The following is a 25864-nucleotide window of genomic DNA, read 5'->3' on the forward strand; positions in this document are numbered from 1 at the left end:
GAATAAGGTAATAATAACAAGTAGGTATTTCATGGGAAAGGATCGATGAAAATGAAAACGCAAGTTGTCATCAATGCCAAAATTTATACAGGTCAAGAAGTAGTGGAAAACGGATTTATTCGTTACGCAGAAACAATTAAAGAAATTGGTTTGATGGCTCAATATGTATCACAAGAAAATGAAGCAGTTTTAGATGCGGCAGGGAAGATTGTGATTCCAGGTATGATTGATGTTCATATTCATGGTGGATACGATATTGATGCGATGGATGCAAATAGCGATGGGTTAGTAACTCTAGGTAAAGAAATGTTAAAAGAAGGAGTTACAACTTACTTCCCAACAACAATGACACAAGCTCCAGAAGCAATCGAAGCAGCACTACATGCTGCGAAGGAAGCGAAAGAAAAAGGAGCACATTTCGAATATATTCACTTAGAAGGACCGTATGTTTCAAAAAAACGTGCAGGTGCACAACCACTTGAACATATTGTTCCTGCGAATATTGAACAATTTAAACAATGGCAGGAAGCAAGCGGAAATCTAATTAAATTAGTAACATATGCACCTGAAGAAGAAGGTGCGTTAGAGTTTGAGCAGTATCTTGCTGAAACTGGTGTTGTTGGCACAATGGGGCATACAGATGCAATTGATGCGCAACTAAAAAATAGAAACATTACACATGCAACGCATTTATACAATCAAATGCGTGGATTACATCACCGTGAACCAGGAGTTGTTGGTCATGTGTTATTAAATCCAGATGTAATGGTTGAAGTAATTACAGATGGTATTCACATTCACCCTGATATGGTGAAATTAGCATATAAATTAAAAGGACCGAAAAAAGTAAGTGTTATTACTGACGCAATGCGTGCAAAGGGTCTTGAAGATGGATTATATGAGCTTGGCGGACAGCCAGTACATGTAAAAGATGGTAGTGCTCGATTAGAAGATGGAACGTTAGCTGGTAGTATTTTAAAAATGGATCAAGCTTTCCGAAATGTAATTGAATTTACAGGTTGTTCAATCGAAGATGCAGTACTGATGACATCAGTTAACCAAGCAGAAGAGTTTGGATTAAATAATAAAGGTGCATTAGCGGTAGGAAAAGATGCAGACTTTGTTGTGATGAATGAAGATTTACATGTATATGATACGGTTCGTTTAGGAATTCATATGAAGGAAGGGAAGTAATTAAATGAATATTCTTGTTGTAAAAACTCCAGAAGAATTAGCAGAAGCAGGTTATAAATTAATTGAAGAAGTCGTAAAAACAAAAGAAAATCCAACATTAGGAATGGCTACAGGAAGCTCTCCATTAGGTATTTATGCAGAAATGCGAAAAAATAAACTTGATACAAGCCGTGTAACCACTGTAAACTTAGATGAGTACGTAAATTTACCACATGAAGATAAAAACAGCTATCACTATTTCATGCAAGAACAGTTGTTTGATCATCTTCCATTTAAACAAACTTATGTACCAAACGGGATGGCAAGTGATTTAGAAGAAGAGTGCAAACGTTATGAGGGCATTCTAGCTGCTAACCCAGTTGACCTACAGATTCTTGGAATCGGTGAAAACGGTCACATCGGATTTAACGAGCCAGGAACACTGTTTAATTCTCCAACAAACATTGTTGAATTAACAGAATCTACACGCCAAGCAAACCTTCGCTTCTTCGAAAAAGAAGAAGATGTGCCAACTCATGCGATTACAATGGGAATCGGAAGCATTATGAAAGCGAAACAAATTCTACTTGTTGCTATGGGTTCTAAAAAGGCAGAAGCTGTGAAAGAATTATTGCAAGGTGAATATAGTGAAGCGTGTCCTGCTACAGTTTTACAACGTCATCCGAATGTAACCGTAATCGCTGATCAAGAAGCTCTATCTTTATGCAGTGAGGCGATTGCTGATGAACATCGACAAGTATTCACCATTTCCGATCTATTATCAGATTCAAGAGTGGGTGAAACAGCTAATTGAGGACGGCGAATGGAAGCCGGGAGATAAAATCCCATCTGAGAATGAACTTTGCGATAAGTTCGAAGTGAGTCGTATGACAATCAGACAGGCGATTAATAATTTAGTGGAACAAGGCTATTTATATCGGAAACGTGGAATCGGTACGTTTGTCCAACTTCCGAAAGTGGAACAAAAATTGCAAGGAATGACGGGATTCACAGAAGATATGATTTCTCGTGGGATGAACCCAAGTAGTCAATTACTTAGTTTCCGCCTAGTTCCAGCTACTGCGAAAATAGCAGACCGGTTAAGAATACAGGAGGGAGAGTCGGTTTATGAGGTGAGGCGTATTCGCTTAGCTGATGATGAACCGATTGCTTTTGAGACGACATATTTGTCGCCAGCTCTTGTAAAAGATATTAACGAAGAAATATTGCAACAATCTTTATATGAACATTTAGAGAAAAAACTGGGCTTTAAACTTGTTAGCGCTACTCAATCAATTGAAGCTTCAATTGCAACGGATAGTGAAGCGGAACATCTGCATATTCCTAAAAAGGCGCCAGTACTTGTAATGCGTCAATGGTCATATTCAGAAGGTGAAGTACCGTTAGAGTATGTGAAATGTATTTATCGTGGGGATCGTTATAAGTTTATTACAAACATCGCACGTAACAAATAATATATTTCAGTTTGTGAAGTACAGTTAATGTCAAATTGTTTAACATGTAAAGAAAAAATACGACTCATCCTTACAAGGAGTGAGTCGTATTTTTATTATGAGCAATTACGTGATTAACAGCATCCTTAACCGTATTTACTACATAGTGAGCGTGTTCTTTTACTGCGTCATCTGCTTGAGACATAGCAAAACTATGAGGAGTTAAAGAAAACATAGGAATATCATTATAAGAATCCCCTATGCAAGCAACTTCCTCTGGTTGTATTTGAAACTCTTTTAATAAAACAGAAATAGCAGAACCTTTACTAATATTAGGTGGCATTACATCTAAACATTGTTCTGCTGAAATAAAGGTACTAACTTTTCCGTGGAATTTTTCATCAATTTTTTTCTGAAGGAGTTGTAAGCTTTCCTTCGTTCCACCGACAGAGATTTTATTTGGGAAAATTGTATCATCAATTTTTTGTAATAGATGCGGTTCTTCAACAGAAGTCATAGTTACTTGTTGTTCAAGCTCATGAATAAACGGTGTTTTCTCTTCAATGTAATAATTATGCTCATCACTAACATAACGGAAATAAGGCTCTTCATTTGTCATTGCCAATAAATCAGGTAAAATACTAGAGTCAAATGTAGCAGATAGTAGTTGTTTATTATCGTTTGTATATACAAATACACCATTCACACTAATGCGGTGGAAATTTGTATTAACTGCTTTCATTAAATCTGCAATTTCATTATCAAGTCTTCCGGAAGCGAAACAAAGAATTACATTTTGTTCAGCTAGGCTGCGTAGAGCGAGAACATCTTGTTCATCGACAACACCTCCGTGTTGCATCATTGTACCATCGATATCACTCACAAACATTTTAATCATATTGCGGTCTCCTTTCTATGTACAGTTGCCCTTACATTATACGCATCATATATAAACATGTCTAAAAAATGAATTTTTATGAAATGGTAGATGTTTTACATTGACGACAAAGAAGAATGTTCTGTAACATAAAAGCAGGCTATTTAAGTACGAGGGTGGTGTTATATGAGTAATTATCTAGAAATTAAAAAAGTTTTAAATAATAATGTCATCATTGCTAGCCATCCTGAACACGAGGAAGTAGTAGTGATTGGTAAAGGAATTGGATTTGGGAAAAAAGCGAAAGATGTATTGGAGCAAGAACAAATTGAAAAAATGTTCGTTTTAAAAAATGAACGTGATCGTGAACAATACAAACTGTTAGTGCCACATGTGAGTGAAAAATTAATTGAATTAATGAATGATATTATGTTCTATATTCAAGAAAAAGCAAAATCACCATTGAATGAACATATTCATATCGCTCTAACAGATCATATTTCTTTTGCAATTAAGCGATTAAAACAAGGACTTACAATTGATAATCCTTTTTTAGTTGAAACGAAAATGCTCTATCCAGAAGAATATGAAATTGCTGAAGGTGTTGTAGACCTTTTAAATTCTCGTTTGCAAATTACATTGCCAGAAGGAGAAATTGGTTTTATTGCACTCCATATTTACAGTTCGCTTACAAATTCAGATTTATCTTCAGTTAATCAAAACTCCCGTCTCATTGCACAGCTTGTATCTTTAATTGAGACAAACTTACAAATTACATTAGACCAAGAAAGTATCCACTATTTACGCCTTATTCGTCATTTGCAATATGCGATTGAACGGGTGAAAAAAGGAGAGAAAGTAGAGGAATCACAAAGTTTTGCTGAGTTATTAAAGGCGGAATATCCTGTCTGTTATAATTTAGCTTGGAAGCTAGTTAAGGTCATGCAAAAAGAATTGCAACTTCCTGTGTATGAAGCAGAGAGTATATATTTAACGATGCACCTGCAACGCTTAGTGAAAGCAGAGCATGTGTAAAAAGACATATATTTTTGTCTAAAATGAAAACGTTAAAAAAAATCATTGAATCGCTTACAATAGTTATGTATAATAACTATTGCAAAGTTATACAAATTTCGACAAACACATTAAGGTAAGTAACGAAAACGTTTGCCTTAATTATAGTGAACTTATACGTAAACCTATTTTTGACACGTGTTACTGATTCGATCAGGCATGAGTGGAGAAAAGTAAGGAATGTAAGCTAGAGAAAGGGATATACTACCTTTTGTATAGCTATCGTTCTATCTTTTTTTCCTCATGTCTTTTTGGCGTTTGTCGGAAGGTATCAATATAGATAAGAGAGGAAGGGTTTCCATGTTTAAGAAGATCTTTGGTGTTCTTCAAAAAGTCGGAAAAGCGTTAATGCTTCCAGTAGCGATTTTACCGGCAGCAGGTATTTTACTTGGATTTGGTAACGCATTTCAAAATCCACAGTTAACAAATGTTATTCCTGCATTAAAAGCAGATTGGTTCGTAATGGTAGCAAAAATTATGGAACAATCTGGTGATATTATTTTCGCTAACCTTGCATTATTATTCGCAGTTGGGGTAGCAATTGGTTTAGCTGGTGGAGACGGAGTAGCTGGTTTAGCGGCATTCGTCGGCTACTTAATTATGAACAAAACGATGAGTGTGTTCTTAGAAGTAGATAAGCTAGTGAAAGTAACGAGTTCTGGAGCAGATCCAGTAAAAATTGGATTTTCAGATCCAGCATATGCAAATGTATTAGGAATTCCAACGCTACAAACGGGAGTGTTTGGTGGTATTATCGTCGGTATAGTAGCGGCATATTGCTACAATAAATACTTCAACATTGAATTACCATCATACTTAGGTTTCTTCGCAGGTAAGCGTTTCGTACCGATCGCAACTGCAACATTCTCTTTAGTAGTAGGTATTATCATGTGTTTCGTTTGGCCATACATTCAAGGTGGCTTAAATACGTTCTCACATCAAATGATTGATGCAAATAGAACATTAGCAGCATTCATATTCGGTTTAATTGAACGTTCATTAATTCCATTTGGATTACATCACATTTTCTATTCACCATTCTGGTTCGAATTCGGTCAGTACACAAATGCAGCTGGCGAATTAATCCGTGGTGACCAAAAAATCTTTATGGCACAGTTAAAAGACGGTGTAGAATTAACAGCAGGTACATTTACAACTGGTAAGTATCCGTTCATGATGTTCGGTCTTCCAGCAGCAGCTTTAGCAATGTACCATGAAGCACGTCCAGAAAATAAAAAATTAGCAGCTGGTATTTTAGGTTCTGCTGCATTAACATCTTTCTTAACAGGTATTACAGAGCCACTTGAATTTTCATTCTTATTCGTAGCACCAGTACTATTCGGAATTCACGCAGTATTCGCTGGTCTATCATTTATGACAATGCAAATTTTAGGTGTTAAAATTGGTATGACATTCTCTGGTGGTTTAATTGACTTTATGTTATTCGGTGTACTACCAGGCCGTACAGCATGGTGGTGGGTAATTATTGTTGGTCTTGTACTAGCAGTTATTTACTACTTCGGATTCCGCTTTGCAATTCGTAAATGGGATTTAAAAACACCTGGTCGTGAAGTAGCAAATGCGAATGACGGTGCAGGAAAAGCAGAAGCTGGTGAACTTCCTCGTGAAGTATTAGTGGCACTTGGTGGTAAAGAAAACATTGCTTCTTTAGACGCTTGTATTACTCGTTTACGTGTGCAAGTTAACGAACAAAAGAATGTAAACAAAGATCGTTTAAAAGAGCTTGGAGCAGCTGGTGTACTTGAAGTTGGAAATAACATTCAAGCTATTTTTGGACCGAAATCTGACACATTAAAATCACAAATTCATGATATTATGTCAGGTCGTACACCTCATGTTGAAAAAGAAGAGCCTGTAAAAGTAGAAGAAGCTCCTCAAAAGGTTGATGAAAACGAAACAATCGTTTCACCAATTGAAGGAAAAATCTTATCGATTACAGAAGTACCTGATCAAGTATTCTCAGGAAAAATGATGGGAGACGGATTTGCAATCGAGCCAACAGAAGGAACAGTAGTTTCTCCAGTTAATGGTGAGATCGTTAACGTATTCCCTACAAAGCATGCGATTGGCATTCAATCTGAAGGCGGAAAAGAAATTTTAATCCACTTCGGTATTGATACTGTAAAATTAAATGGTGAAGGTTTTGAAGCACTTGTAGCACAAGGCGACAAAGTGAAACAAGGACAACCATTATTAAAAGTAGATCTTGCATTTGTAAAAGAAAATGCACCATCTATCATTACACCAATCGTATTTACGAATTTACAACAAGGGCAACAAGTCGAATTGAAAAAAGATGGAAATGTTAAGAAGGGCGAAAACGCTATTATTGACATTCAGTAGGAATTTGACGCAAAATGTTTATAATTATAATAGGCGATGTGGTTGACCGAACATCGCCTATTATATACAATAGATGATGTAGTACTCACGTCTATACAACTAAAAAATACTGTAATTTAAAGGAGATAAATTATCATGGAAAAAATCTTTAAAGTAACTAGCGACTCAGGAATTCATGCTCGTCCAGCAACTCTACTTGTAAACACTGCAAGCAAATTTGGTTCTGACATTAACTTAGAGTATAACGGAAAGAACGTTAACTTAAAATCAATCATGGGCGTTATGTCTTTAGGCATTCAACAAAACGCAGAAATTAAAATCACTGCAAATGGTGATGATGCAGCTCAAGCACTAGCAGCTATCGAAGAAACTATGAAAAACGAAGGATTAGGAGAATAATGACTCTTAACATTCAAGGGATCGCTGCATCAAGTGGGATTGCTATTGCAAAGGCTTTCAGACTTGAGAATCCTGAATTTAACATCGAAAAGAAATCAATTACAAACGAAGCTGCTGAAATTGCACGCTTAGACGCTGCGCTTGAGAAAGCAAAAACTGAATTAGAAGCAATTAAGGACCATGCTTTTGCTGAGCTGGGTGCTGATAAAGCTGCGATCTTTGAAGCACATTTATTAGTGTTAAATGATCCAGAACTAGTAAACCCAGTAAAAGATAAAGTAAATAGTGAAAAAGTAAATGCTGAATTTGCAATGGATGAAGTTGCATCAATGTTTATTTCTATGTTTGAAAACATGGATAACGAATATATGAAAGAACGTGCTGCGGACATTCGTGACGTAACAAAACGCGTTCTTGCACATTTACTAGGAATTAACTTCTCAAACCCTGGTACAATTTCTGAAGAAGTAATCATCATTGCTGAAGATTTAACACCATCTGATACAGCTCAGTTAAACCGTAAGTATGCAAAAGGTTTTACAACTGATATCGGTGGACGTACATCTCACTCTGCAATTATGGCTCGTTCTATGGAAATTCCTGCAGTTGTTGGTACGAAAGTTGTTATGGAGAAAATCCAAAACGGCGATATCGTAATCATCGACGGTTTAGATGGAGAAGTAATTGTAAATCCATCAGAAGAAACTCTTCGTTCTTTTGAAGAAAAGAAAGCGAAATTTGAAGAGCAAAAAACTGAATGGGCAAAATTAAAAGACCAAGCTACTGTAACAAGTGATGGACATCACGTTGAGCTTGTTGCAAATATCGGAACACCAAATGATGTACAAGGTATTATCGATAATGGCGGAGAAGGCGTTGGTTTATACCGTACAGAATTCTTATACATGGGCCGTGACAATCTTCCAACAGAAGAAGAGCAGTTCGAAGCGTATAAAGCAGTTCTTGAAGGTGTAAAAGAAGGTCAACCTGTTGTTGTTCGTACACTTGACATCGGTGGAGATAAAGAGCTTCCATACTTACATTTACCAAAAGAAATGAACCCATTCTTAGGATACCGTGCAATTCGCTTATGTCTTGATGAGCAAGATGTGTTCCGTACACAACTTCGTGCATTACTTCGTGCTAGCGTATACGGTAACTTAAAAATTATGTTCCCAATGATTGCAACTCTTGATGAGTTCCGTCAAGCGAAAGCAATCTTATTAGAAGAGAAAGCGAAACTTGTAGAAGCGGGTACAACTGTTTCTGATTCTATTGAAGTGGGTATGATGGTTGAAATCCCAGCTTCAGCAGTATTAGCAGATCAATTCGCAAAAGAAGTTGATTTCTTCTCTATCGGAACAAATGACTTAATCCAATACACAATGGCTGCAGACCGTATGAACGAACAAGTAGCTTACTTATACCAACCATATAACCCATCTATTTTACGTCTTGTAAAAATGGTTATCGATGCGGCTCATAAAGAAGGCAAATGGGCTGGTATGTGTGGTGAGATGGCGGGAGATTCACTTGCTATCCCATTATTATTAGGATTAGGTTTAGATGAGTTCAGTATGAGTGCAACATCTATTCTTCCTGCAAGAACACAGCTAAGCAAGTTGTCAAAAGCAGAAATGGAAACATTAGCAGAAAAAGCATTAATGATGTCAACTGCGGAAGAAGTTGTTGAACTAGTTAAAAGCATATAATCAATAAAAAAACCTGAGTCGATTTGAAATCGGTCTCAGGTTTTTTCTATGAGAAAAGTAAATCTTATTTTCTTACTATAGAGGATAAGGAACAGAATTAGATAGCGATAGCAACGATATCAGTTGGGCATACACGTAAAATACCAGTAAAAGTATTTCGATTTTGATTGTTCTTATCGTCTTTATTGTTATCTTTGTTATCGTTATTACGAGCTAAAGCAGAGAAAAGAGCAACACCGTTAGCGAAACCTTCAAAAATTACATTATTGAATGTGCCGTTACCTCTAATGCTTAAAAGAGAAAGCTCTGTTCCAACTGAAATGTTAGCAAGTACGTTACATACAGCAGTTCGTTGTGGTCTAACTTCTTCTCTCTCTTTCTCGCGATGTTCGCGATGGTCACACTCTCTTTCACGATGATGACAGTCTCTAAAGTTATCACAGCATCCAAATGATCCAAACATAATCCTCATCACCCCCTTCACACTTATAATCTATGTAAGTTCGGTAGTGAGTGACTGGACAGAGAGTGGAATTTTTTCTAGGGGATTTTCTCATTTTAAAAGACTAGCTGGGTGTTTAGTACGGAATGATGTTTAAAATAGGGGAAATATCACAAAAAAATGTAAAGACCACCGAAATGAATGAACTAGGTAGCCTTTACACCTTTTTGCTTTTATATAAAACGATGATATATACAGGAAGAGCTAAGAGTAGTGGTACGATGGATCGTGCAGTATGTTTTTCTGATTCTAATTGGAATGCTTCTTCTTTTGGAAATTGTAATACTGAAATGTTTGCAGCATCGCCAATAAAATATAGAAGCAGTACAGTTACTATGTAACATAAAAGTGCAATAAAGCTTCCGTATGAACTCAATGAAAATCCCTCTCTTGTTATCTATTTGTTATCATTGTATCATAATTGTAACAAAAACACACGGTTATATTTCTATACTTTAACAAAATTCGACATGAAACGCCATTTCTATGTGTGGAAATAGCATGGAATTTACTGTTTCTTTATATATAGATGTCGAATAATACATTGTAATATTACGGATGTGTGACAGAATAAAAAGAAACGAAGGTAATGAAATTACCTTCGTTTCTTTTTATTCCGTAAAAACCCGATCGGTGTGAGCTAATAATCAGTGGGGGATGAAGAATCCCTACTGATTAAAGTTTCACTTTATTATTTTGCCCATTCACTCACTTGTTCTACGCTCATTCGTGGTGCAGGATGGCCTTTTAAAGTTGATTCACCAATTGTAATAAGCATAATTGGTACGTAGCGAGATGAAACATTGAATTCTTCTGTAAGTGCTTGTGGGTTGAAACCACCAATCGCACAAGTATCCCAGCCAGTTGCTTTAGCTGCAAGCATAAGTTGCATTGCTGCTAATGATGCATTTGAAAAGGCTGCATCTCTTGGGAATTGCTCACGAGCATATGCAGACTCAATATTTTTAGCTAAGCGCTCTTTCGCTTCTTCTTTCATAAATCCTTGTTCTACAATTGGACCATAAACTGGTTCAACGTTTTTATAAGCTTCTAAATCACCTAAAATAGCGACTACAGCAGAAGCATCAAGAATTTGTTGCTGGTTATAAGCAATTGGATGTAATCGTTTTTGTACATCTTCACCTTGGAATACAAGGAATTTCCAGTGCTGTAAGTTCCAAGCAGAAGGTGCTTGAGCAGCGCCCTTTAAAATCTCGTGTAACTCTGTAGATGAAATTTCTTTCTCTGGGTTGAATGCACGTGTAGATGTGCGTTCATATAGCACATTAAAAAAGTTGTCGTTTGTCATTATTTATCCTCCAAATTACATATCAAATTATGAAAAAATAAATGTAATATATTCTACTTACATTTTGTAAGTTGTCGAATTTAAGAATATAATATCTTTATTTTAATTGTCAAGTTTTAAAGAGGAATCTAGGGCATTCGTACAAACGATACAATTCCTATAATCATACACTAAAAAAGGAATTTATAGAGTGAAAAAGCGAAGATAACATTCTCAATTAGCTTGTTAATATGTATCCCTCACTCATTAAAGTTTTTAGAGAACAGTTTTTTATAAAATGTTTGTGAGGAATTCAGTAGAACAAGATATATGAAGTGAGTGAAGACTAGTGATGAACATACTACATTTTTTATTAGAGAATACGGTTTTCCAAGATGTATTACAAGATCTTCAGTTAAATGTCCTTTATATAGAAAATGGATGCACACATCAGCAAACGATAGAAAATATCCATCCAAAATGTATGTTTATAGCAAATAGTTTTGAAGAAGGAGAAGTATTGTTTCAGAGGACTAAACCACATATTGTAATTATGTATGTAACAGATGTTTCTCAAATAAAATATATAAAGAATATGTATAATCCACAAAGTACATTTATTGTAATTTGGGATCAACAGATAACAAGCGAGTTTGCAGAGGTACTTACGTTAGGAATACGTAATATTGTGATAGCCCCTGTGACTCCACAAATGGTGTTAGAGGAAGTGAATAAGAGTTTGTATCAACTTTCTTTAGTGAGGCAAGTAGGTTTGCAACAAGAACTACTTCAAACGATGTTTGATTTTCAAAATGACCTATTATTTATAGTAGAAGACGATGAGATTGTTGATTGTAATACAAATTTTTTAGAGTTTTTCGGATATGAAAATTTGTTTACCTATCGTGAGCAACATTTAGTATTTGCTGAACATTTGATTAGAGAAACTGGATACTATTCAACAACTCATGATATAACATGGTTAGATGATACATTATCCTATGATAGAAGAATTAAGATGTCCAATTATGAAGGGGAAGTGTCAACTTTTTTATTGCGTGCGACACCACTGCCAGAAGATTTATCAAGATTTATTGTGAAGTGTACAGAGATTACAGAATTAGATGAAATCTATCGAGAACAAGAAAGGCTTGCTATGATAGATTCATTAACAGAGATTTATAATCGTTTGAAGTTCCAACAAATACTAGAGGCAGAATGGGATAATGCAATGCGTAACGATGAAAAAATAGCACTTATTTTATTTGATATAGATAATTTTAAAACAGTAAATGACACATATGGTCATGATTTTGGTGACTTAGCATTAATTCAGCTTGCAGAGCTTATGAAATCTAAAGTGGAGCAGCAACATGTATTTGCAAGGTGGGGAGGAGAAGAATTTATTATATTAGTAACGAATACAGTAGAAAAAGAAGCATTTCAGGTTGCGGAATCATTACGATTTTTCATTGAAACAAAGCAATTCTCAGGAATTTCGAAATTAACAGCGAGTTTTGGAGTCGCGTTATATGAACAAGGGATTACAAGAGAAGAATTAATGCAACGAGCGGATATTGCATTATATGAAGCAAAAAAAAATGGGAAAAATCAAGTGTGTGTATATAGAAAAGAAAAAAAGTGATTTTTCGCAACAAATTGTTGCGATTTTTTTTTATTGTTTGATAATAGAGTGTGGGGGGGATTTTGAACGAAGGAATTATGGAGGAACAACATGATAAAAAAAATAATGACGATGGCTTCGCTGTCTGCTGTATTTTGTGGTGGAGTATACTATTTTCTCTATAATCCCAATATAAAGGAAAGCACTGTATTAACAACTAAAGTGAATCCTACTATTGAATCAGAAGTACAAGAGAATATAGACGAAAAAGAAGAACAACAAATTGATTATGCTAGTATATCTCAAAAATTAGATCAATATTTAATAGGAAAGCAATTTAATGGAACAGTTTTAGTAACAGATAAAGAGCATGTTGTATTGAATAAAGGCTATGGATATGCTGACGTTCGAAATAAGATAGAGAACACGCCTCAAACAAAATATCGTATCGGTTCTATTACGAAAACAGTCGTGGCCACATCTATTTTACAGCTACAGGAACAAGGGAAGCTAAATATTCAAGACAATGTAAATAAATATATTCCCTCTTTTCCAGTAGATAAAAATATCACCTTATATCATTTGTTAACACACACATCAGGTTTACCAGAAAGTGGAAAAGGTAAAGTGAATGCGGCTTCCCGTAAAAATTTAGTAAATTGGATTGGAAGTCAAAAATTAGAATTTCCACCAGGATCAGGTTGGAGATATACAGATTATAATTATATGGTGCTTGCTTATATTATAGAAAGTATATCAAAAAAACCTTTAGGAGATTACATAAAAGAAAATATATTTGCTAAAGCAGAAATGCATGAATCTGGTATGGGAAATATGGCTCAGGGAGATCAGCATTTTACTAAAGGATATGTAAAGAAAGAGAATGTACTTGAACCTGCACAAAAATTGTTAATGGATTGGTTATACGGATGCGGTGAGATGTATACGACAGTTGGCGATATGAAGAAGTTAGACGAAGCGATTATAAATGGGAAACTTCTTTCTGAACAAAGTATACAAGCGATGTTTTCACCTTCAGCAGAACGAGAATATGCATTTAGTTTTTATATATATCCGGATTATTTTCATAATCATGGTGTACTATCTGGTTGGAACACTTTCAATAATTTTAATAAAGAAAAAGGAACTTTTGTTATTTTATTTTCAAATGTGAAAAATAGTATGGATGATGAATTTAATAAAGAGTTCCGAAAGACGGTAAGTGATTTATTAGAACAAAGGGGATGAGAAAATGGAACGTAAAAATGTATCAATAGGTTTCATCGGTATTGGTGTAATGGGAAAAAGTATGGTGCGTCATTTAATGCAAGACGGTCATAAAGTATATGTATATAATAGAACGAAAACGAAGACAGATTCTTTAGTACAAGATGGTGCGAATTGGTGTGATACACCGAAAGAGTTAGTGAAGCAAGTTGATGTTGTAATGACTATGGTTGGATATCCACATGATGTAGAAGAAGTGTACTTTGGGATAGATGGAATTTTGGAGAATGCAAATGAAGGCACGATAGCAATTGACTTCACGACATCTACACCAACATTGGCAAAACGTATTAATGAAACAGGTAAAAGTAAGAATGTATATACGTTAGATGCGCCTGTATCTGGAGGAGACGTTGGTGCGAAAGAAGCAAGACTCGCAATTATGGTTGGTGGCGAGAAAGAAATATATGAAAAATGTTTACCGTTATTTGAAAAACTAGGAACAAATATTCAGTTGCAAGGACCAGCTGGAAGTGGACAACATACAAAAATGTGCAATCAAATTGCGATTGCTTCTAATATGATTGGAGTATGTGAAGCTGTTGCTTATGCAAAAAAAGCTGGACTAGACCCAGATAAAGTATTAGAGAGTATTTCAACGGGGGCAGCAGGTAGCTGGTCATTGAGTAATTTAGCTCCTCGAATGTTGAAGGGAGATTTTGAACCAGGGTTTTATGTAAAGCATTTTATGAAAGATATGAAGATTGCTTTAGATGAGGCTGAAAAATTGCAATTACCAGTACCAGGTTTAAGTTTGGCGAAGGAATTGTATGAAGAGTTAATGAAAGATGGGGAAGAGAATAGCGGAACACAAGTGTTATACAAAAAGTACATAAGGGGGTAATTGAGATGGATCTTCAAAAATTTGATGAGATGATTGATGCTGTACAACGAGCAACTTGTATACAAATTAGTGAAAAACAAAAAGAAGCTTTTAAACAAAAATATGATTTTGAACCGAAATTCGAATATGGACGAGATGAGAAAGGGCATTACGTCATTCGAACTTCAAAAAAGATGCTAGAAGAAATGGAATTTTATTTGGCATTGAAATATGATCGTGATGGAGTTGATCTTTATATGCAAGCAGAGATTGACGGTATATGTCACGTATCTGTTAGCTATAATGAAGATGTCCTACATTTACAAGAATTGTTTCAATTTCTAGAAGAAAATAAATAAAAGTCCTCATTTGAGGGCTTTTATTTATTTAGGTATATTTAATTTTTATAATTATAAGCTAGAAGCCCGGCGGCACCGTTCAATTGGGAATGGAATAACTTGCGCGATGTGATTAGGACCAAATTGTTTTGTACGAGCATGGCGTACTATATAAAATGCACACAGAATTGAAACAGGAATAGCACCGAACAAACCAAAAAATAAAGCGCTTACACAAGATGCGACAAAACCTAAAACACCAACTTCTAACTCTTCCATAATAGCTCCTAGAATAACAGGAAGTGCTCCACACGTAACCCCCAGTATAAGTGCGATAAGTAAACTCATGATTATCCCCCTCTGTTTGCGATATTCTTTTCCTTTTTAGTTAATTGTAGTATATCATATACAAAACAGAATTTTCAGAAAAAATTCAAAAAAAGTTCAATAAATGTTCAAAAAGTATTAAGAAATACACTTGAAAACTAGAAGGAGAAGATTGTTTTTGAACGGATGGATTCATACGTTTGAGAAAAATAAAAAATCAGGCTTATTTCATTTTTGAAATAAGCCTGTTCCATAGGAGGATGTATATATGTAGAGTGAATAAAAGGTTGGAAAAGGGGGTCCAAGTCCTTTTATTCAACTAACTACCTTAATAGATTGGAACCCAGCCTTCAGTTGTAACAAAAATACGAATAGCTACAACTTGGCGATCATCTTGCAAGGTAAAATAATGTCTTGCATTTTCAGGAACAGATATGAGATCGCCTGGCTCAAGTTCAACGTCAAAGAACTTCCCATCTTTTCCTTCAATAGCAAAGATGCCATGCCCACTAACAATAAAGCGAACTTCATCATCAGTATGATGGTGTTCTTTTTGGAAATTAATTAACAATTCATCAAGGTTAGGTGTGCTATCAGAAAGTGAAATGACATCATGTGCTTTATAACCTCGGCGCGCTGAAACATCAGCGATTTCTTTTGAAAACACAGCTAATATTTCAGCCTTGTTTTCATCTGTTAACGAATAATTTTCATTTAAATGAGTAGGAAGCTTAGAGATGTTCCATTTCTCATATAAAACGCCTTCCTCTTGTAGAAATTTAGATACTTCCACCTCATTTTCAATGCGAGTATTTATTTCATGAATACGAATTTGCGCCATTAGAAACGCCTCCTTGAATTGATAATAGTTTTATATGAAATTGGAATAAAAACTCGTAAGCCTCTAATCTTTTCTTTGCATCAAAGCTATCTCGTCCCCATACGGTAATACCATGGTTACGGATTAATACTGCTCCCGAGTCACCTTGTATATGCTTTCGGAAGTTTTCTCCAAGCGTTGGGATATGGGCATGGTTTTCAATAATAGGAATGTGAATTGTTGCATCTTCTTCCCAAATATCGAGAGCTTTAATAATTTCTTGATTTTGAAGGGTGACTACATCACCATATAAATTTGTGATGACATTGTTATCAGTTGTATGAACATGAAGTACGCACCCGGCATTCGTATTGTTATAAATATGTGTATGCAAGATTGTTTCTGCTGAAGGACGTAATTCAGTCTCTAATACGGGAACCCCTAGATAATCTACTAATAGAAAATCATCTGGAGTAGTTTTTGTTTTATCTTTACCACTTGCTGTAATGAGAAAAGTAAGTGGTTCATGACTAACCTTTATAGAAATATTACCACTCGTTGCTGGAAACCAATTTCGTGTTGTTAATTCTTTTTTTATCTCGCTTAAGTCATACCATTGACGAAACAGTTGTTTCATAATTTCACCTCCAACAAATGTTTTAATGCAGCTTGAACATCGTGAAATGTTTCAAAAGGTGTATAAGAAATATGATTTTCTTCACACTTTTTAATAAGGAAATCACGAGCGAACACTTTATCCGCTTGTTTCGCAGCTTGTAAATCAGTAATTGAATCTCCAATCACAATATGGAAGTCATTCGTATCACTTAATTTACGGATTAGTGATGATTTACATAATCCGCAATGATTTTGACAATGATGATCACAAGGATGAGGCCACTTAACGGTAATGTATTCACTTGAAAAATCTGTTTCATTACAGTAAATTCGCTCTTTTGGAATGAGTCCTTGTAAGAGTGGATAGACGAAGAAATCCATTCCACCTGATATAACGTAAAAAGAAATATTCTTTTCATTTACAAATTGTATAAATTCATGAAAACCACTACGGATTTCAGCAGTTTCTATTAAAAACTGAATCATATCATCGTGCAGATTAGTAGGTATTAATTGAAATAATTGAGAAACACCTTCTTGAATAGACAGCTCTTGTGATAAAATTCTATTCTTTACTTCTTCGGCTTCTGGTGGTGCGAATTTTTCCATAATGGACATAATGTTATCATTATTTGTAATCGTTCCATCGAAATCACAAAATACTTGAATACTCATAATTTCACCCCATGAGAAGGATTTCCCCATATTTGTAGTGCACTATGCAAATTTATGTCATTTACTTCATGGAGTGGTTTATTTTGCAAAGTAGCATCAATTGCAGTACGGAAAGCTTTACCGCCGCCCTGTGCTCCATTTGGATGTCCGTGTATTCCTCCGCCAGCATTAATAACAACATCTTTACCGAAATCTCGTAGAATAAAGGGAACGAAACCAGGGTGAATACCAGCAGACGGAACAGAAAAACTCTTCTTGAAAAATGCATCGTCTTCAGTTAAATGTTTTGAGATAGCAAGAACTTCCTCTTTTTCTAACGCAACACTTCCGTATGGAGATGGGAATAATGAAAAGTCAGCGCCAGCATAACGTAATAGCTTTCCGAGTAATAATGGAGATGAAATTCCATATAACTTTGATGCTGAGTAAGCACCACTTACAGCAGGGTGTGCCATAATAGGGACTGGGATTTCATCATCTTCTGCAAGTGATTGTAGTACATCTAGTCCGTAAGCAAATACGTTAAATAATAGAATATCAGCCCCAGCTTGCACTGCGCGTTTCGCATTTTCTTTTAAATCAAAAGTTCGTCCTGTTAAATTTACGGTATATAACGTTTTATGTCCGTATGTTTCATATACGGATCGTAAAACTTCTTTTCCAGATACAATGCGTTTCGTAAGAGGTGTTAATGTATTCTCAAATAATATTTCATCATCTTTTACTATATCTACACCACCAATTGCTTGATCGCGTAATTGCGTTTTTAAATACCCAATATTTCGTCCAATCATTCCTTTAAAAATACTCATTAAAAGGGGACGATCATGCACTTGTAAAAGGTTTCGAATACCATCTATGCCGAACTTTGGACCAGGAAAATGTTTTTTTAACTCGTCTGAAAAAGTTAAGTCAATTAATTTCACTTCGCCATCAAGTGATAGTTTTCCGAATGTAGTTGTTAAAATTGCTGGTAAGTCTGGACTGAAGTTTAATAACGGATATTCGATTTTAATAATCCCGCGTTTTACTTTTTTACGTAAATACGAATTGGTATGTTCTTGTTCAGCTAATTCCTCAACATGGATGACGTTACCTTTATGCTGTTTTAGTTGCTCTTGCAATAAGTGTGGCAAATGAGTCCAAGAGCCAATTGTTAAACCGAGTGCAATTTGCTCGGCCTTTTTTTCTAAGTTATGTGAATCATCATGGATTAAATACGTCGCTATAATTCCGCTCATTGTTATACCCTCCTAGTTAAATAAAAAAACCTCTCAGCTAAGGAGAGGTTTTTTTACAACCAGCTCCTTATCTGTCAGCGTAATGCTGCGAGAATTAGCACCGTGTCTACAATTATGTAGATCGGTTGCCGGGCTTCGTCGGGCTCGTCCCTCCACCTGCTCTTGATAAGAAGTATTTAGAAATGTTTAAATTTTTAAGATAACTGAATTTTGTCAGATATTTTTCATGTTGTCAATTATTTTTTGAAAAAATTTAATTTATCAATTCGATTAATGGCTTCTCGTAATCTATCTTCTGTATGCAAGAGACCAACGCGGACATAGCCTTCGCCGTGCTCACCAAATCCAACACCAGGAGCAACTGCAACGTGTGCTTTTTCTAGTAAAATATCAGAGAATTGCTCAGATGTATATCCTTCTGGTACAGGAAGCCATGCAAAGAATGATCCTGTTGGAATGTCTACATTCCAACCAATTGAGTGACAAGCTGAAATAAGAGCATTTCTGCGAGATTCGTAACTATTTACAAGATCTACGACGCAAGATTGTGAACTTAAAAGTGCTTCACGGGCAGCATCTTGAACTGCACCAAAAATACTAACATACATATGATCTTGTAATAAGTTAATTGTTTCAATGACACTTTCATTCCCTACGGCAAAAGCAATACGCCATCCAGCCATATTGAAAGTTTTCGATAAAGTGTAAATTTCAATTCCTGTATCTTTGGCACCGTCTGCTTGTAAGAAACTAACGGGCTTTTGACCATCAAACCCAATAGCACCGTAAGCAAAATCGTGAACAACTAATATATTATGTTTATTTGCAAAATGAATGGTCTCATCAAAGAAATCTTTTGATGCAGTAGCACCGGTAGGATTATTTGGATAGTTTAAAAACATTAATTTCGCACGCTCGGCAATAGAGTTATCAATTTTTGTATAATCTGGTAAAAAATTATTTTCTGCAATAAGCGGCATTGTTTCAAATTGTGCTTTTGCTAAAGCAACTCCTGATAAATAATCTGGATAGCCTGGATCTGGAACAAGAATAGTATCACCAGGGTTTGTAAAACAAACTGGTAACTCTACTAATCCAGCCTTTCCGCCAAACAAAATAGCAACTTCTGTTTTTGGATTTACTACTACATCATATTCACGTTGATAGAATGTTGCCACGGCTTCTTTTAAGCTTTCGTGTCCGCGAAATGGCGGATATTTATGATGAACGGTCTTTTCAGCAGCATTTTGTAAAGCTTTTACGATATGCTGCGGTGTTGGTTGATCTGGATTACCTTGACCTAGATTAATAACATCGTGACCAGCTGCAACGACTTTGTTAACTTTTGCAACAAGTGAAGCGAAAAATTGTGTTGGCAATGATGTTACTATCTCAGAAGGTTGAAATAATTTCATACTTTCCACCTCTTTTGAAAGTTGTTACAATTCTAGTGACAAATGATATAATCTTTCCAGTATTTTGTAAAGAAAAAATTATGAATGGGGCTGACAAAATGAAAGTCGCATGTATTCAAATGGATATTGTCTTTGGAGATGTAGAAAAAAATATTGAGAACGCTAAAAGTAAAATAAGCGAAGCGATGAAGGAAAGACCAGATGTTATCGTCTTACCAGAACTATGGACAACAGGATATGATTTAACAAGACTTTCTGAAATTGCAGATAGGGATGGATTGCAAACGAAAGAAAAGCTGAAAGAATGGTCGAAGCAATATGGTGTACATATTGTCGGTGGGTCTATAGCGAAGCAAGCAGAGCAAGGTGTTACAAATACAATGTATGTAGTAAACAAGGAAGGAGAACTAGTCAATGAATATAGTAAAGTTCATTTATTTCAGCTTATGGATGAACATAAATATTTAATCGCTGGAAATAGTACAGGTGAATTTAAGCTAGATGATGTTGAGTGCGCCGGCACAATTTGTTATGACATTCGTTTCCCAGAGTGGATGCGTGTTCATACTGCTAAAGGTGCAAAGGTTTTATTTGTTGTAGCAGAATGGCCATTAGTTCGTTTAGCACATTGGCGTTTGTTATTGCAAGCAAGAGCAGTCGAAAATCAGTGTTATGTTGTTGCATGTAATAGGGCAGGAAAGGATCCGAATAATGAGTTTGCCGGTCATTCTTTAATTGTCGATCCTTGGGGCGAAGTTGTTGTGGAAGCGAATGAAGAAGAATCAATTTTATTTGGAGAGCTTACATTCGAGAAAATTAAAGAAGTACGCAAAGGAATTCCGGTTTTTGCAGATCGTCGTCCAGAATTATACAAATAAAATGTTGACAAGTGATTTTTATTCTTGGTATAGTCTTCAACATAAAGTTAAAAATTCAAAAAATTATACAACTCTTATCAAGAGCAGGTGGAGGGATTTGGCCCGATGAAGCCCAGCAACCGACCGTAATACCATTGTGAAATGGGGCGTTTATTTACGCCAAAAGGCACGGTGCTAATTCCAGCAGAAAGTTTACTTTCTGGCAGATAAGAGGGGAGAAGATAAACTTCAAACCTCTTTCTTAGTGGAAAGAGGTTTTTCTGTGTTAGAAAAACCTCTGAATTTAAAAGGGGGAGAAGACGATGGGATATTATTCATTAACTGAAACAACAGCTATACAATATGCAAAAGAACACGGTTATTTTGAAAAGAAAGCAAATGTAGTTTGTCATGAAATTGGAGATGGAAATTTAAATTACGTGTTCAAATTAGATGATGGAGAGAAGTCTATTATATTAAAACAAGCATTGCCATATGCGAAAGTAGTTGGTGAGAGCTGGCCATTGTCTATAAAAAGAGCAACGATTGAAAGCAAGGCACTGCAAATCTTTGCGAAGTATGTACCAGATTATGTTCCGGTAGTGTACAGTCATGATGAAGAGTTAGCGGTAACAGTCATAGAAGACTTATCAAGGTTAACAATTACAAGAAGGGGATTGATAGGCGGAGAAGAGTACCCACTTTTATCTCAGCATATCGGTCGTTTTCTAGCACATGTTTTATTTTACACCTCAGATTTCGGTTTGCAGTCAGAAGAGAAAAGGGTACTAGAAGGTACATTTGTAAACCCAGACCTTTGTAAGATTACAGAAGATTTAGTGTTTACAGATCCGTTCGGTCATTACGATACGAATGATTATGAGCCGGAGTTACAACTAGCGGTTGATGAATTGTGGAGTGACAAAACTTTAAAGTTAAAAGTCGCGCAATATAAATATAAATTTTTAACGAGAAAAGAAGCGCTTATTCACGGTGATTTACATACTGGTAGTATTTTTTCATCACCTTCTGAAACGAAAGTGATTGATCCGGAATTTGCAACATATGGCCCATTTGGATTTGATCTTGGTCAATTTATTGCAAATCTATTATTAAATGCTCTATCTAGAGAAGAAGAACAGAGAAATTTGCTATTTTTCCATATAGAGAAGACGTGGAGTTATTTTGTAGAAACTTTTACGAGGTTATGGATTGGAGAAGGTGTAGAGGCATATACGAAAGAAAAGCAATGGCTACCAATTATTTTGCAAAATATTTTTACGGATGCTGTCGGATTTGCCGGATGTGAGCTTATCCGTAGAACAATTGGCTTAGCACATGTAGCTGATTTAGATGAAATAGCAAATAAAGAAGCGAGAATTCAAGCTAAGAAACAAGCGCTATCCTTAGGTAAAGAACTAATAAAATATGAATCTAAGAGTGCTGATATTCAACTGTTCCGAACATTATTTCAACAGACGGTTTCTGGAGGGATAAAAGCATGAGTACAATTGTTACTATTCCGAGGTCTGTCAGTTGGAAAGGGGATGCTATTGCAGTATTAAATCAAACAAAGTTGCCGCATAGCACAGAATATAAAACATTAACGACGATTGAAGAGGTATGGAAGAGTATTGTCATGTTAGAAGTGCGAGGAGCACCTGCAATTGGAATTGTAGCTGCATTTGGCTTGGCGCTTGCATCCAAAAAATATAACACTGTACATATGGAAGAATTTCAAAAGAAGTTTAATAGAGATTGTAATTATTTAGGAACATCACGTCCGACAGCAGTCAATTTATTTTGGGCAATCGATCGTATGAGAGAATCTATTCAAGATATTACTACAATAAAAGAAGCACAAAAAATATTAGAAGAAGAAGCGCTTCTCATTCAGCAAGAAGATGAAGCGGTATGCCGGAGTATTGGAGAACATGCATTAACATGCTTTAAAGACGGGAATAATATTTTAACAATTTGTAACGCTGGCAGTATTGCAACTGCTAGATATGGTACTGCATTAGCACCGTTTTATATTGGGAAAGAAAAAGGTGTACATTTACATGCGTATGCGTGTGAAACGAGACCTGTTTTACAAGGCGGACGTTTAACGACCTGGGAATTAAAACAGGCAGATATTGATGTAACACTTATTACAGATAATACGGCAGCGCATGCTATTCAAACGAAAGAAATAAACGCGATTATTGTAGGGGCGGACCGAATTGTTGCAAATGGAGATACAGCAAATAAAATCGGAACAATGAATTTAGCGATATTAGCAAAGTATTTCGATATCCCGTTCTACGTTGCAGCTCCGTTATCTACGTTTGATATTACGAAACAAACAGGTGCAGAAATTGTTATTGAAGAAAGAGATGAAACAGAAGTTACGAAAATTTTTGGGAAACAAGTGGCGCCAATTGGAACTGATGTTTATAATCCTGCATTTGACGTAACACCTAATGAATTAATTACAGGTATTATTACTGAAAAAGGAATTATACGTGGGGATTATAAGCGAGAAATTGCATCATTGTTTGAAAAAACAAGCTAATACATAATAGCTTGTTTTTTTATGCCTAAATATGTTCTTTTCTCTTATTTATATAATGAAAGGAGGCGAAAAAGATGGAAGAGTGGATCAAAATGATAGGTAATGTAGGGTTTCCCATTGTTGTAACATTATATCTACTCCATCGAATTGAAAGTAAATTAGATGGGGTAATTGTTGCAATAGAAAAGTTGCCGCGGCAATTACTACAGTATGACGATCCTCGGGATAAAAAATAAGGTTTGCTCTTCGTGAGCAAACCTTATTTTTTATCCCGCATTAATGGGCAGTAAGACCCCACCTTAAACTTCAGTGAAAGCAAAGAAGTTAGGTGGGGGATAAAGAAAACCCCCACTCAATAAAGTTTCACTTTATTGAGCAGTATAACCACCATCGATAACGACAGCTTGTCCAGTTATCCCTTTAGCTTTTTCACTTGCTAAAAACATAGCATAATCCGCGATTTCTTGTACTTGTAATAAGCGTTTTTGTGGTACAAGTGGATAAATGACATCTTCTAAAACATTTTCAAGTGGTACATTTCGTGTAGTAGCTAAATCTTGTAGTTGATTACGCACAAGAGGGGTATCGACGTAACCAGGACAAAGAGCATTTACAGTAATACCGTGAGTAGCGCCTTCTAAAGCGGCAACTTTTGTTAATCCAATTACGCCATGTTTCGCGCTATTGTAGGCAGCTTTTCCAGCGAATCCAACGAGGCCATTAATGGAAGCTACATTAATAATACGACCATATTTTTGCTTTTTCATAATTGGGAAAGCATGCTTAATTGCGATAAAAGGGGCGATTTGCATAATTTTAATAAGTAGTTCGAACTTTTCGGTTGGAAAATCTTCAATTGGTGACACGTGTTGCATTCCTGCGTTGTTAATTAATATATCTAATGAACCGAAATGATTAATTGTTTGAGAAATTGCAGCTGTAACTTCTTCTTCAGATGTAACATCACATTTTAAACCGATAGCTTGATAGCCTTCTTTTTGTAATTGGTTAGCAGCTTCTATTGCACGTTCTTCAAGACGATCGGTAATAACAACTTTTGCACCTTCTTTTGCAAAAGCGTTTCCCATTTCATAACCAATACCACTTGCAGCACCTGTTAAAAAAACAACTCGATTCGTAACCATGGTGAAAAACATCCTTTCGTAATAAAGTTCTCATATTGCTCTATTTAGAGAGTGGATAATAAAAATCCTGCAAAGATTTGGAAAAATATCGCTAGCTATCTTGCTTTACAAAATAGTCCTTGCTATACTATTTTGTAAAGCAAGATACTTACGCTTGTCTATCTTGTAAAACAAGATAGTGGGAGGATTTGAGTTATGTCGACAAGTCAAATGCTGAAAGGGATTTTAGAAGGATGCTTACTTGCTATTATTTCTGAAGGTGAAATATACGGTTATGAAATGAGTGAAAAGCTAGCGAAGTATGGCTTTACCATGGCAAGTGAAGGAAGTATTTATCCGTTATTAATACGAATGCAAAAGGAAGGATTAATAACAAGTGTAATGAAGGAATCTCCATCTGGACCAAAGCGAAAATACTATACATTAACAGAAAAAGGCGAGGAAGCACTTAATGAATTTATGGATCGCTGGGAAGCGATGCAAAGTAGTGTAGAGCGTCTACTTGAGGGGAAGGGGAGAAAAAAATAATGCTATCCAGTGAAGCACGAAAGTTTTTATTAGATATGAGATTATTTTTAGCGGCAAAGAGTGTGAAAGAAAGTGACATCGAAAGCTTTATCGAAGACGCAGAACTTCATTTAATAGAAGGTGAGAGTGATGGGAAAAGCGTAGAAGAAATTTTCGGAAGCTCACCGAAAGAATATGCAAATGAACTTGTAAAAGTAATGGAAAGGGATAGACAGGAAACGTGGAAGCAAATTGGATTTACGGTAATGAATATCGTGTCGTTTTGGATTATTGCTTCCATCTTAATAGTGAATAACGGAGTTTTACAAATTTCACTTATTCAGTGCATTGGCTATAGTTTTACATTGATCGTAGCTGTAATGGGTCCTAATTTTCTACTTCGGAAAATGACCTTCGTAACAAGATTTACAAAAACATGGTTTTCTATGTGGTCTTTAGTCATGATTGCGCCAATGTTTTTAATAGGAGCTGTTAGTATATTAGATGTGATATATCCTACAAAAATGCTCACATTCACCGAAATGCAAAGTTATATATTAGCTGGAGGTATTTTTATTATCACAGTAGCGATAAATATGTATGTTGAAGGATGGTTTAAAAACTTATATTTAATTATTCCACTTTCTATTATGTTAGTGTTTAAAACATTTACATCTGAAGATCTCGTGCCAATGTTATTTCAAATTATATGTTTATATGGAAGTTTATTTATTTTAATTTTCCTTGAAATTATGATGAAGACGAATAGAAGAGAAACTGTTTAATA

The 25864-nt window shown here is 35.5% G+C and carries 28 protein-coding genes and 2 riboswitches; of the genes, 17 read left to right on the forward strand and 11 right to left on the reverse strand.

All coding sequences use genetic code 11. From position 1 onward, the window contains the following. Positions 1 to 51: 51 nt before the first annotated feature. From nagA to phnF, 3 genes are read left to right on the forward strand one after another with little or no spacing between them, the layout of a single operon-like run. Complete coding sequence (gene nagA / locus ACUN28_RS08880; RefSeq protein WP_016086448.1) at positions 52 to 1194, forward strand: N-acetylglucosamine-6-phosphate deacetylase; 1143 nt, start codon at positions 52 to 54, stop codon at positions 1192 to 1194. Positions 1195 to 1198: 4 nt separating this feature from the next. Then, positions 1199 to 1987, forward strand: a complete 789-nt coding sequence (gene nagB, locus ACUN28_RS08885; RefSeq protein ID WP_001024205.1) for a glucosamine-6-phosphate deaminase — start codon at positions 1199 to 1201, stop codon at positions 1985 to 1987. Beyond that, complete coding sequence (gene phnF / locus ACUN28_RS08890; protein WP_080117875.1) at positions 1917 to 2648, forward strand: phosphonate metabolism transcriptional regulator PhnF; 732 nt, start codon at positions 1917 to 1919, stop codon at positions 2646 to 2648. The genes nagB and phnF overlap by 71 nt, the downstream gene beginning before the upstream one ends. A 70-nt stretch (positions 2649 to 2718) precedes the next feature. Here the strand turns inward: phnF and ACUN28_RS08895 are convergent, their stop codons facing one another. Continuing rightward, complete coding sequence (locus ACUN28_RS08895) at positions 2719 to 3525, reverse strand: Cof-type HAD-IIB family hydrolase (RefSeq protein WP_016086450.1); 807 nt, start codon at positions 3523 to 3525, stop codon at positions 2719 to 2721. Between the two features lie 165 nt (positions 3526 to 3690). On the opposite strand from ACUN28_RS08895, the gene glcT reads away from it, so the two are divergent. From glcT to ptsP, 4 genes are all read left to right on the forward strand, one after another. After that, on the forward strand, positions 3691 to 4539 hold the full coding sequence (gene glcT / locus ACUN28_RS08900; protein WP_000073864.1) for a glucose PTS transporter transcription antiterminator GlcT: 849 nt from the start codon (positions 3691 to 3693) through the stop codon (positions 4537 to 4539). A gap of 339 nt (positions 4540 to 4878) precedes the next feature. Next, entirely contained in the window at positions 4879 to 6942 is a 2064-nt protein-coding gene (ptsG, locus tag ACUN28_RS08905) for a PTS glucose transporter subunit IIABC (protein ID WP_016086452.1), read from the forward strand. A gap of 135 nt (positions 6943 to 7077) precedes the next feature. Further along, positions 7078 to 7341: a phosphocarrier protein HPr gene (gene ptsH, locus ACUN28_RS08910; protein WP_000411080.1), complete on the forward strand. Its 264-nt coding sequence runs from the start codon at positions 7078 to 7080 to the stop codon at positions 7339 to 7341. Next, on the forward strand, positions 7341 to 9053 hold the full coding sequence (gene ptsP, locus ACUN28_RS08915; RefSeq protein ID WP_000174214.1) for a phosphoenolpyruvate--protein phosphotransferase: 1713 nt from the start codon (positions 7341 to 7343) through the stop codon (positions 9051 to 9053). The genes ptsH and ptsP overlap by 1 nt, the downstream gene beginning before the upstream one ends. 97 nt (positions 9054 to 9150) lie before the next feature. Here the strand turns inward: ptsP and ACUN28_RS08920 are convergent, their stop codons facing one another. From ACUN28_RS08920 to ACUN28_RS08930, 3 genes are all read right to left on the reverse strand, one after another. Next, positions 9151 to 9516 carry a DUF3915 family protein gene (locus ACUN28_RS08920; RefSeq protein ID WP_016086454.1) on the reverse strand — a complete coding sequence of 122 codons (366 nt, stop codon included), beginning with the start codon at positions 9514 to 9516 and terminating at the stop codon, positions 9151 to 9153. Positions 9517 to 9712: 196 nt separating this feature from the next. Next, positions 9713 to 9931, reverse strand: coding sequence for a hypothetical protein (locus tag ACUN28_RS08925; RefSeq protein ID WP_000100487.1), 219 nt, complete (start codon positions 9929 to 9931; stop codon positions 9713 to 9715). A 315-nt stretch (positions 9932 to 10246) separates the two neighbouring features. Continuing rightward, positions 10247 to 10864: a nitroreductase family protein gene (locus ACUN28_RS08930; protein WP_000180385.1), complete on the reverse strand. Its 618-nt coding sequence runs from the start codon at positions 10862 to 10864 to the stop codon at positions 10247 to 10249. Between the two features lie 331 nt (positions 10865 to 11195). On the opposite strand from ACUN28_RS08930, the gene ACUN28_RS08935 reads away from it, so the two are divergent. From ACUN28_RS08935 to ACUN28_RS08950, 4 genes are all read left to right on the forward strand, one after another. Continuing rightward, positions 11196 to 12488 (forward strand): GGDEF domain-containing protein, encoded by a 1293-nt coding sequence (locus ACUN28_RS08935; RefSeq protein ID WP_016086455.1) that lies wholly within the window; start codon positions 11196 to 11198, stop codon positions 12486 to 12488. Between the two features lie 90 nt (positions 12489 to 12578). Next, entirely contained in the window at positions 12579 to 13715 is a 1137-nt protein-coding gene (locus ACUN28_RS08940) for a serine hydrolase domain-containing protein (protein ID WP_445423374.1), read from the forward strand. Positions 13716 to 13719: 4 nt separating this feature from the next. Next, positions 13720 to 14598, forward strand: a complete 879-nt coding sequence (locus ACUN28_RS08945) for an NAD(P)-dependent oxidoreductase (protein ID WP_016086457.1) — start codon at positions 13720 to 13722, stop codon at positions 14596 to 14598. 5 nt (positions 14599 to 14603) lie between these two features. Then, the gene (locus ACUN28_RS08950; protein ID WP_016086458.1) at positions 14604 to 14936 is read left to right on the forward strand and encodes a DUF3909 family protein; all 333 of its coding nucleotides are present in this window, start codon (positions 14604 to 14606) and stop codon (positions 14934 to 14936) included. A gap of 51 nt (positions 14937 to 14987) precedes the next feature. Here the strand turns inward: ACUN28_RS08950 and ACUN28_RS08955 are convergent, their stop codons facing one another. From ACUN28_RS08955 to ACUN28_RS08980, 6 genes are all read right to left on the reverse strand, one after another. Next, positions 14988 to 15263 carry a hypothetical protein gene (locus ACUN28_RS08955; RefSeq protein ID WP_016086459.1) on the reverse strand — a complete coding sequence of 92 codons (276 nt, stop codon included), beginning with the start codon at positions 15261 to 15263 and terminating at the stop codon, positions 14988 to 14990. 307 nt (positions 15264 to 15570) lie between these two features. Continuing rightward, positions 15571 to 16083: a 1,2-dihydroxy-3-keto-5-methylthiopentene dioxygenase gene (locus tag ACUN28_RS08960; RefSeq protein ID WP_016086460.1), complete on the reverse strand. Its 513-nt coding sequence runs from the start codon at positions 16081 to 16083 to the stop codon at positions 15571 to 15573. Further along, positions 16061 to 16699, reverse strand: a complete 639-nt coding sequence (locus ACUN28_RS08965; protein ID WP_016086461.1) for a methylthioribulose 1-phosphate dehydratase — start codon at positions 16697 to 16699, stop codon at positions 16061 to 16063. Before ACUN28_RS08965 ends, ACUN28_RS08960 begins: the two co-directional genes overlap by 23 nt. Beyond that, positions 16696 to 17355 carry a 2-hydroxy-3-keto-5-methylthiopentenyl-1-phosphate phosphatase gene (gene mtnX, locus ACUN28_RS08970; RefSeq protein WP_016086462.1) on the reverse strand — a complete coding sequence of 220 codons (660 nt, stop codon included), beginning with the start codon at positions 17353 to 17355 and terminating at the stop codon, positions 16696 to 16698. Before mtnX ends, ACUN28_RS08965 begins: the two co-directional genes overlap by 4 nt. Further along, the gene (gene mtnW / locus ACUN28_RS08975) at positions 17352 to 18596 is read right to left on the reverse strand and encodes a 2,3-diketo-5-methylthiopentyl-1-phosphate enolase (protein WP_016086463.1); all 1245 of its coding nucleotides are present in this window, start codon (positions 18594 to 18596) and stop codon (positions 17352 to 17354) included. The genes mtnX and mtnW overlap by 4 nt, the downstream gene beginning before the upstream one ends. A gap of 64 nt (positions 18597 to 18660) precedes the next feature. Continuing rightward, a riboswitch (SAM riboswitch) is annotated at positions 18661 to 18768 on the reverse strand. Between the two features lie 64 nt (positions 18769 to 18832). Beyond that, a complete protein-coding gene (locus ACUN28_RS08980) occupies positions 18833 to 20011 on the reverse strand; it encodes a pyridoxal phosphate-dependent aminotransferase (protein ID WP_016086464.1) in 1179 nt (392 codons plus the stop codon). Positions 20012 to 20025: 14 nt separating this feature from the next. Between ACUN28_RS08980 and ACUN28_RS08985 the strand changes: the two genes are divergently transcribed. From ACUN28_RS08985 to ACUN28_RS09000, 4 genes are all read left to right on the forward strand, one after another. Beyond that, positions 20026 to 20889, forward strand: coding sequence for a carbon-nitrogen family hydrolase (locus ACUN28_RS08985; RefSeq protein ID WP_016086465.1), 864 nt, complete (start codon positions 20026 to 20028; stop codon positions 20887 to 20889). A gap of 71 nt (positions 20890 to 20960) precedes the next feature. Further along, positions 20961 to 21102: riboswitch (SAM riboswitch) on the forward strand. Positions 21103 to 21191: 89 nt separating this feature from the next. Beyond that, a complete protein-coding gene (mtnK, locus tag ACUN28_RS08990; protein WP_016086466.1) occupies positions 21192 to 22373 on the forward strand; it encodes an S-methyl-5-thioribose kinase in 1182 nt (393 codons plus the stop codon). Next, the gene (gene mtnA / locus ACUN28_RS08995; RefSeq protein WP_016086467.1) at positions 22370 to 23425 is read left to right on the forward strand and encodes an S-methyl-5-thioribose-1-phosphate isomerase; all 1056 of its coding nucleotides are present in this window, start codon (positions 22370 to 22372) and stop codon (positions 23423 to 23425) included. Before mtnK ends, mtnA begins: the two co-directional genes overlap by 4 nt. A gap of 74 nt (positions 23426 to 23499) precedes the next feature. Then, positions 23500 to 23661, forward strand: coding sequence for a YvrJ family protein (locus ACUN28_RS09000; RefSeq protein WP_000393331.1), 162 nt, complete (start codon positions 23500 to 23502; stop codon positions 23659 to 23661). A gap of 132 nt (positions 23662 to 23793) precedes the next feature. On the opposite strand, the gene ACUN28_RS09005 is transcribed toward ACUN28_RS09000, so the two are convergent. Continuing rightward, a complete protein-coding gene (locus ACUN28_RS09005) occupies positions 23794 to 24570 on the reverse strand; it encodes a 3-hydroxybutyrate dehydrogenase (protein ID WP_016086468.1) in 777 nt (258 codons plus the stop codon). Positions 24571 to 24765: 195 nt separating this feature from the next. Between ACUN28_RS09005 and ACUN28_RS09010 the strand changes: the two genes are divergently transcribed. Further along, a complete protein-coding gene (locus tag ACUN28_RS09010; protein ID WP_000107987.1) occupies positions 24766 to 25098 on the forward strand; it encodes a PadR family transcriptional regulator in 333 nt (110 codons plus the stop codon). Next, positions 25098 to 25862 (forward strand): DUF1129 domain-containing protein, encoded by a 765-nt coding sequence (locus tag ACUN28_RS09015; RefSeq protein ID WP_016086469.1) that lies wholly within the window; start codon positions 25098 to 25100, stop codon positions 25860 to 25862. The genes ACUN28_RS09010 and ACUN28_RS09015 overlap by 1 nt, the downstream gene beginning before the upstream one ends. Positions 25863 to 25864 lie beyond the last annotated feature (2 nt).

The sequence above is a fragment of the Bacillus sp. WC2507 genome (assembly GCF_052656125.1).

Coding starts and splice junctions, on each gene's coding strand:
- nagA (WP_016086448.1), top strand. CDS start 52: ATGAAAACGCAAGTTGTCATCAATGCCAAAATTTATACAGGTCAAGAA.
- nagB (WP_001024205.1), top strand. CDS start 1,199: ATGAATATTCTTGTTGTAAAAACTCCAGAAGAATTAGCAGAAGCAGGT.
- phnF (WP_080117875.1), top strand. CDS start 1,917: ATGAACATCGACAAGTATTCACCATTTCCGATCTATTATCAGATTCAA.
- ACUN28_RS08895 (WP_016086450.1), bottom strand. CDS start 3,525: ATGATTAAAATGTTTGTGAGTGATATCGATGGTACAATGATGCAACAC.
- glcT (WP_000073864.1), top strand. CDS start 3,691: ATGAGTAATTATCTAGAAATTAAAAAAGTTTTAAATAATAATGTCATC.
- ptsG (WP_016086452.1), top strand. CDS start 4,879: ATGTTTAAGAAGATCTTTGGTGTTCTTCAAAAAGTCGGAAAAGCGTTA.
- ptsH (WP_000411080.1), top strand. CDS start 7,078: ATGGAAAAAATCTTTAAAGTAACTAGCGACTCAGGAATTCATGCTCGT.
- ptsP (WP_000174214.1), top strand. CDS start 7,341: ATGACTCTTAACATTCAAGGGATCGCTGCATCAAGTGGGATTGCTATT.
- ACUN28_RS08920 (WP_016086454.1), bottom strand. CDS start 9,516: ATGTTTGGATCATTTGGATGCTGTGATAACTTTAGAGACTGTCATCAT.
- ACUN28_RS08930 (WP_000180385.1), bottom strand. CDS start 10,864: ATGACAAACGACAACTTTTTTAATGTGCTATATGAACGCACATCTACA.
- ACUN28_RS08935 (WP_016086455.1), top strand. CDS start 11,196: ATGAACATACTACATTTTTTATTAGAGAATACGGTTTTCCAAGATGTA.
- ACUN28_RS08940 (WP_445423374.1), top strand. CDS start 12,579: ATGATAAAAAAAATAATGACGATGGCTTCGCTGTCTGCTGTATTTTGT.
- ACUN28_RS08945 (WP_016086457.1), top strand. CDS start 13,720: ATGGAACGTAAAAATGTATCAATAGGTTTCATCGGTATTGGTGTAATG.
- ACUN28_RS08950 (WP_016086458.1), top strand. CDS start 14,604: ATGGATCTTCAAAAATTTGATGAGATGATTGATGCTGTACAACGAGCA.
- ACUN28_RS08955 (WP_016086459.1), bottom strand. CDS start 15,263: ATGAGTTTACTTATCGCACTTATACTGGGGGTTACGTGTGGAGCACTT.
- ACUN28_RS08960 (WP_016086460.1), bottom strand. CDS start 16,083: ATGGCGCAAATTCGTATTCATGAAATAAATACTCGCATTGAAAATGAG.
- ACUN28_RS08965 (WP_016086461.1), bottom strand. CDS start 16,699: ATGAAACAACTGTTTCGTCAATGGTATGACTTAAGCGAGATAAAAAAA.
- mtnX (WP_016086462.1), bottom strand. CDS start 17,355: ATGAGTATTCAAGTATTTTGTGATTTCGATGGAACGATTACAAATAAT.
- mtnW (WP_016086463.1), bottom strand. CDS start 18,596: ATGAGCGGAATTATAGCGACGTATTTAATCCATGATGATTCACATAAC.
- ACUN28_RS08980 (WP_016086464.1), bottom strand. CDS start 20,011: ATGAAATTATTTCAACCTTCTGAGATAGTAACATCATTGCCAACACAA.
- mtnK (WP_016086466.1), top strand. CDS start 21,192: ATGGGATATTATTCATTAACTGAAACAACAGCTATACAATATGCAAAA.
- mtnA (WP_016086467.1), top strand. CDS start 22,370: ATGAGTACAATTGTTACTATTCCGAGGTCTGTCAGTTGGAAAGGGGAT.
- ACUN28_RS09000 (WP_000393331.1), top strand. CDS start 23,500: ATGGAAGAGTGGATCAAAATGATAGGTAATGTAGGGTTTCCCATTGTT.
- ACUN28_RS09005 (WP_016086468.1), bottom strand. CDS start 24,570: ATGGTTACGAATCGAGTTGTTTTTTTAACAGGTGCTGCAAGTGGTATT.
- ACUN28_RS09010 (WP_000107987.1), top strand. CDS start 24,766: ATGTCGACAAGTCAAATGCTGAAAGGGATTTTAGAAGGATGCTTACTT.
- ACUN28_RS09015 (WP_016086469.1), top strand. CDS start 25,098: ATGCTATCCAGTGAAGCACGAAAGTTTTTATTAGATATGAGATTATTT.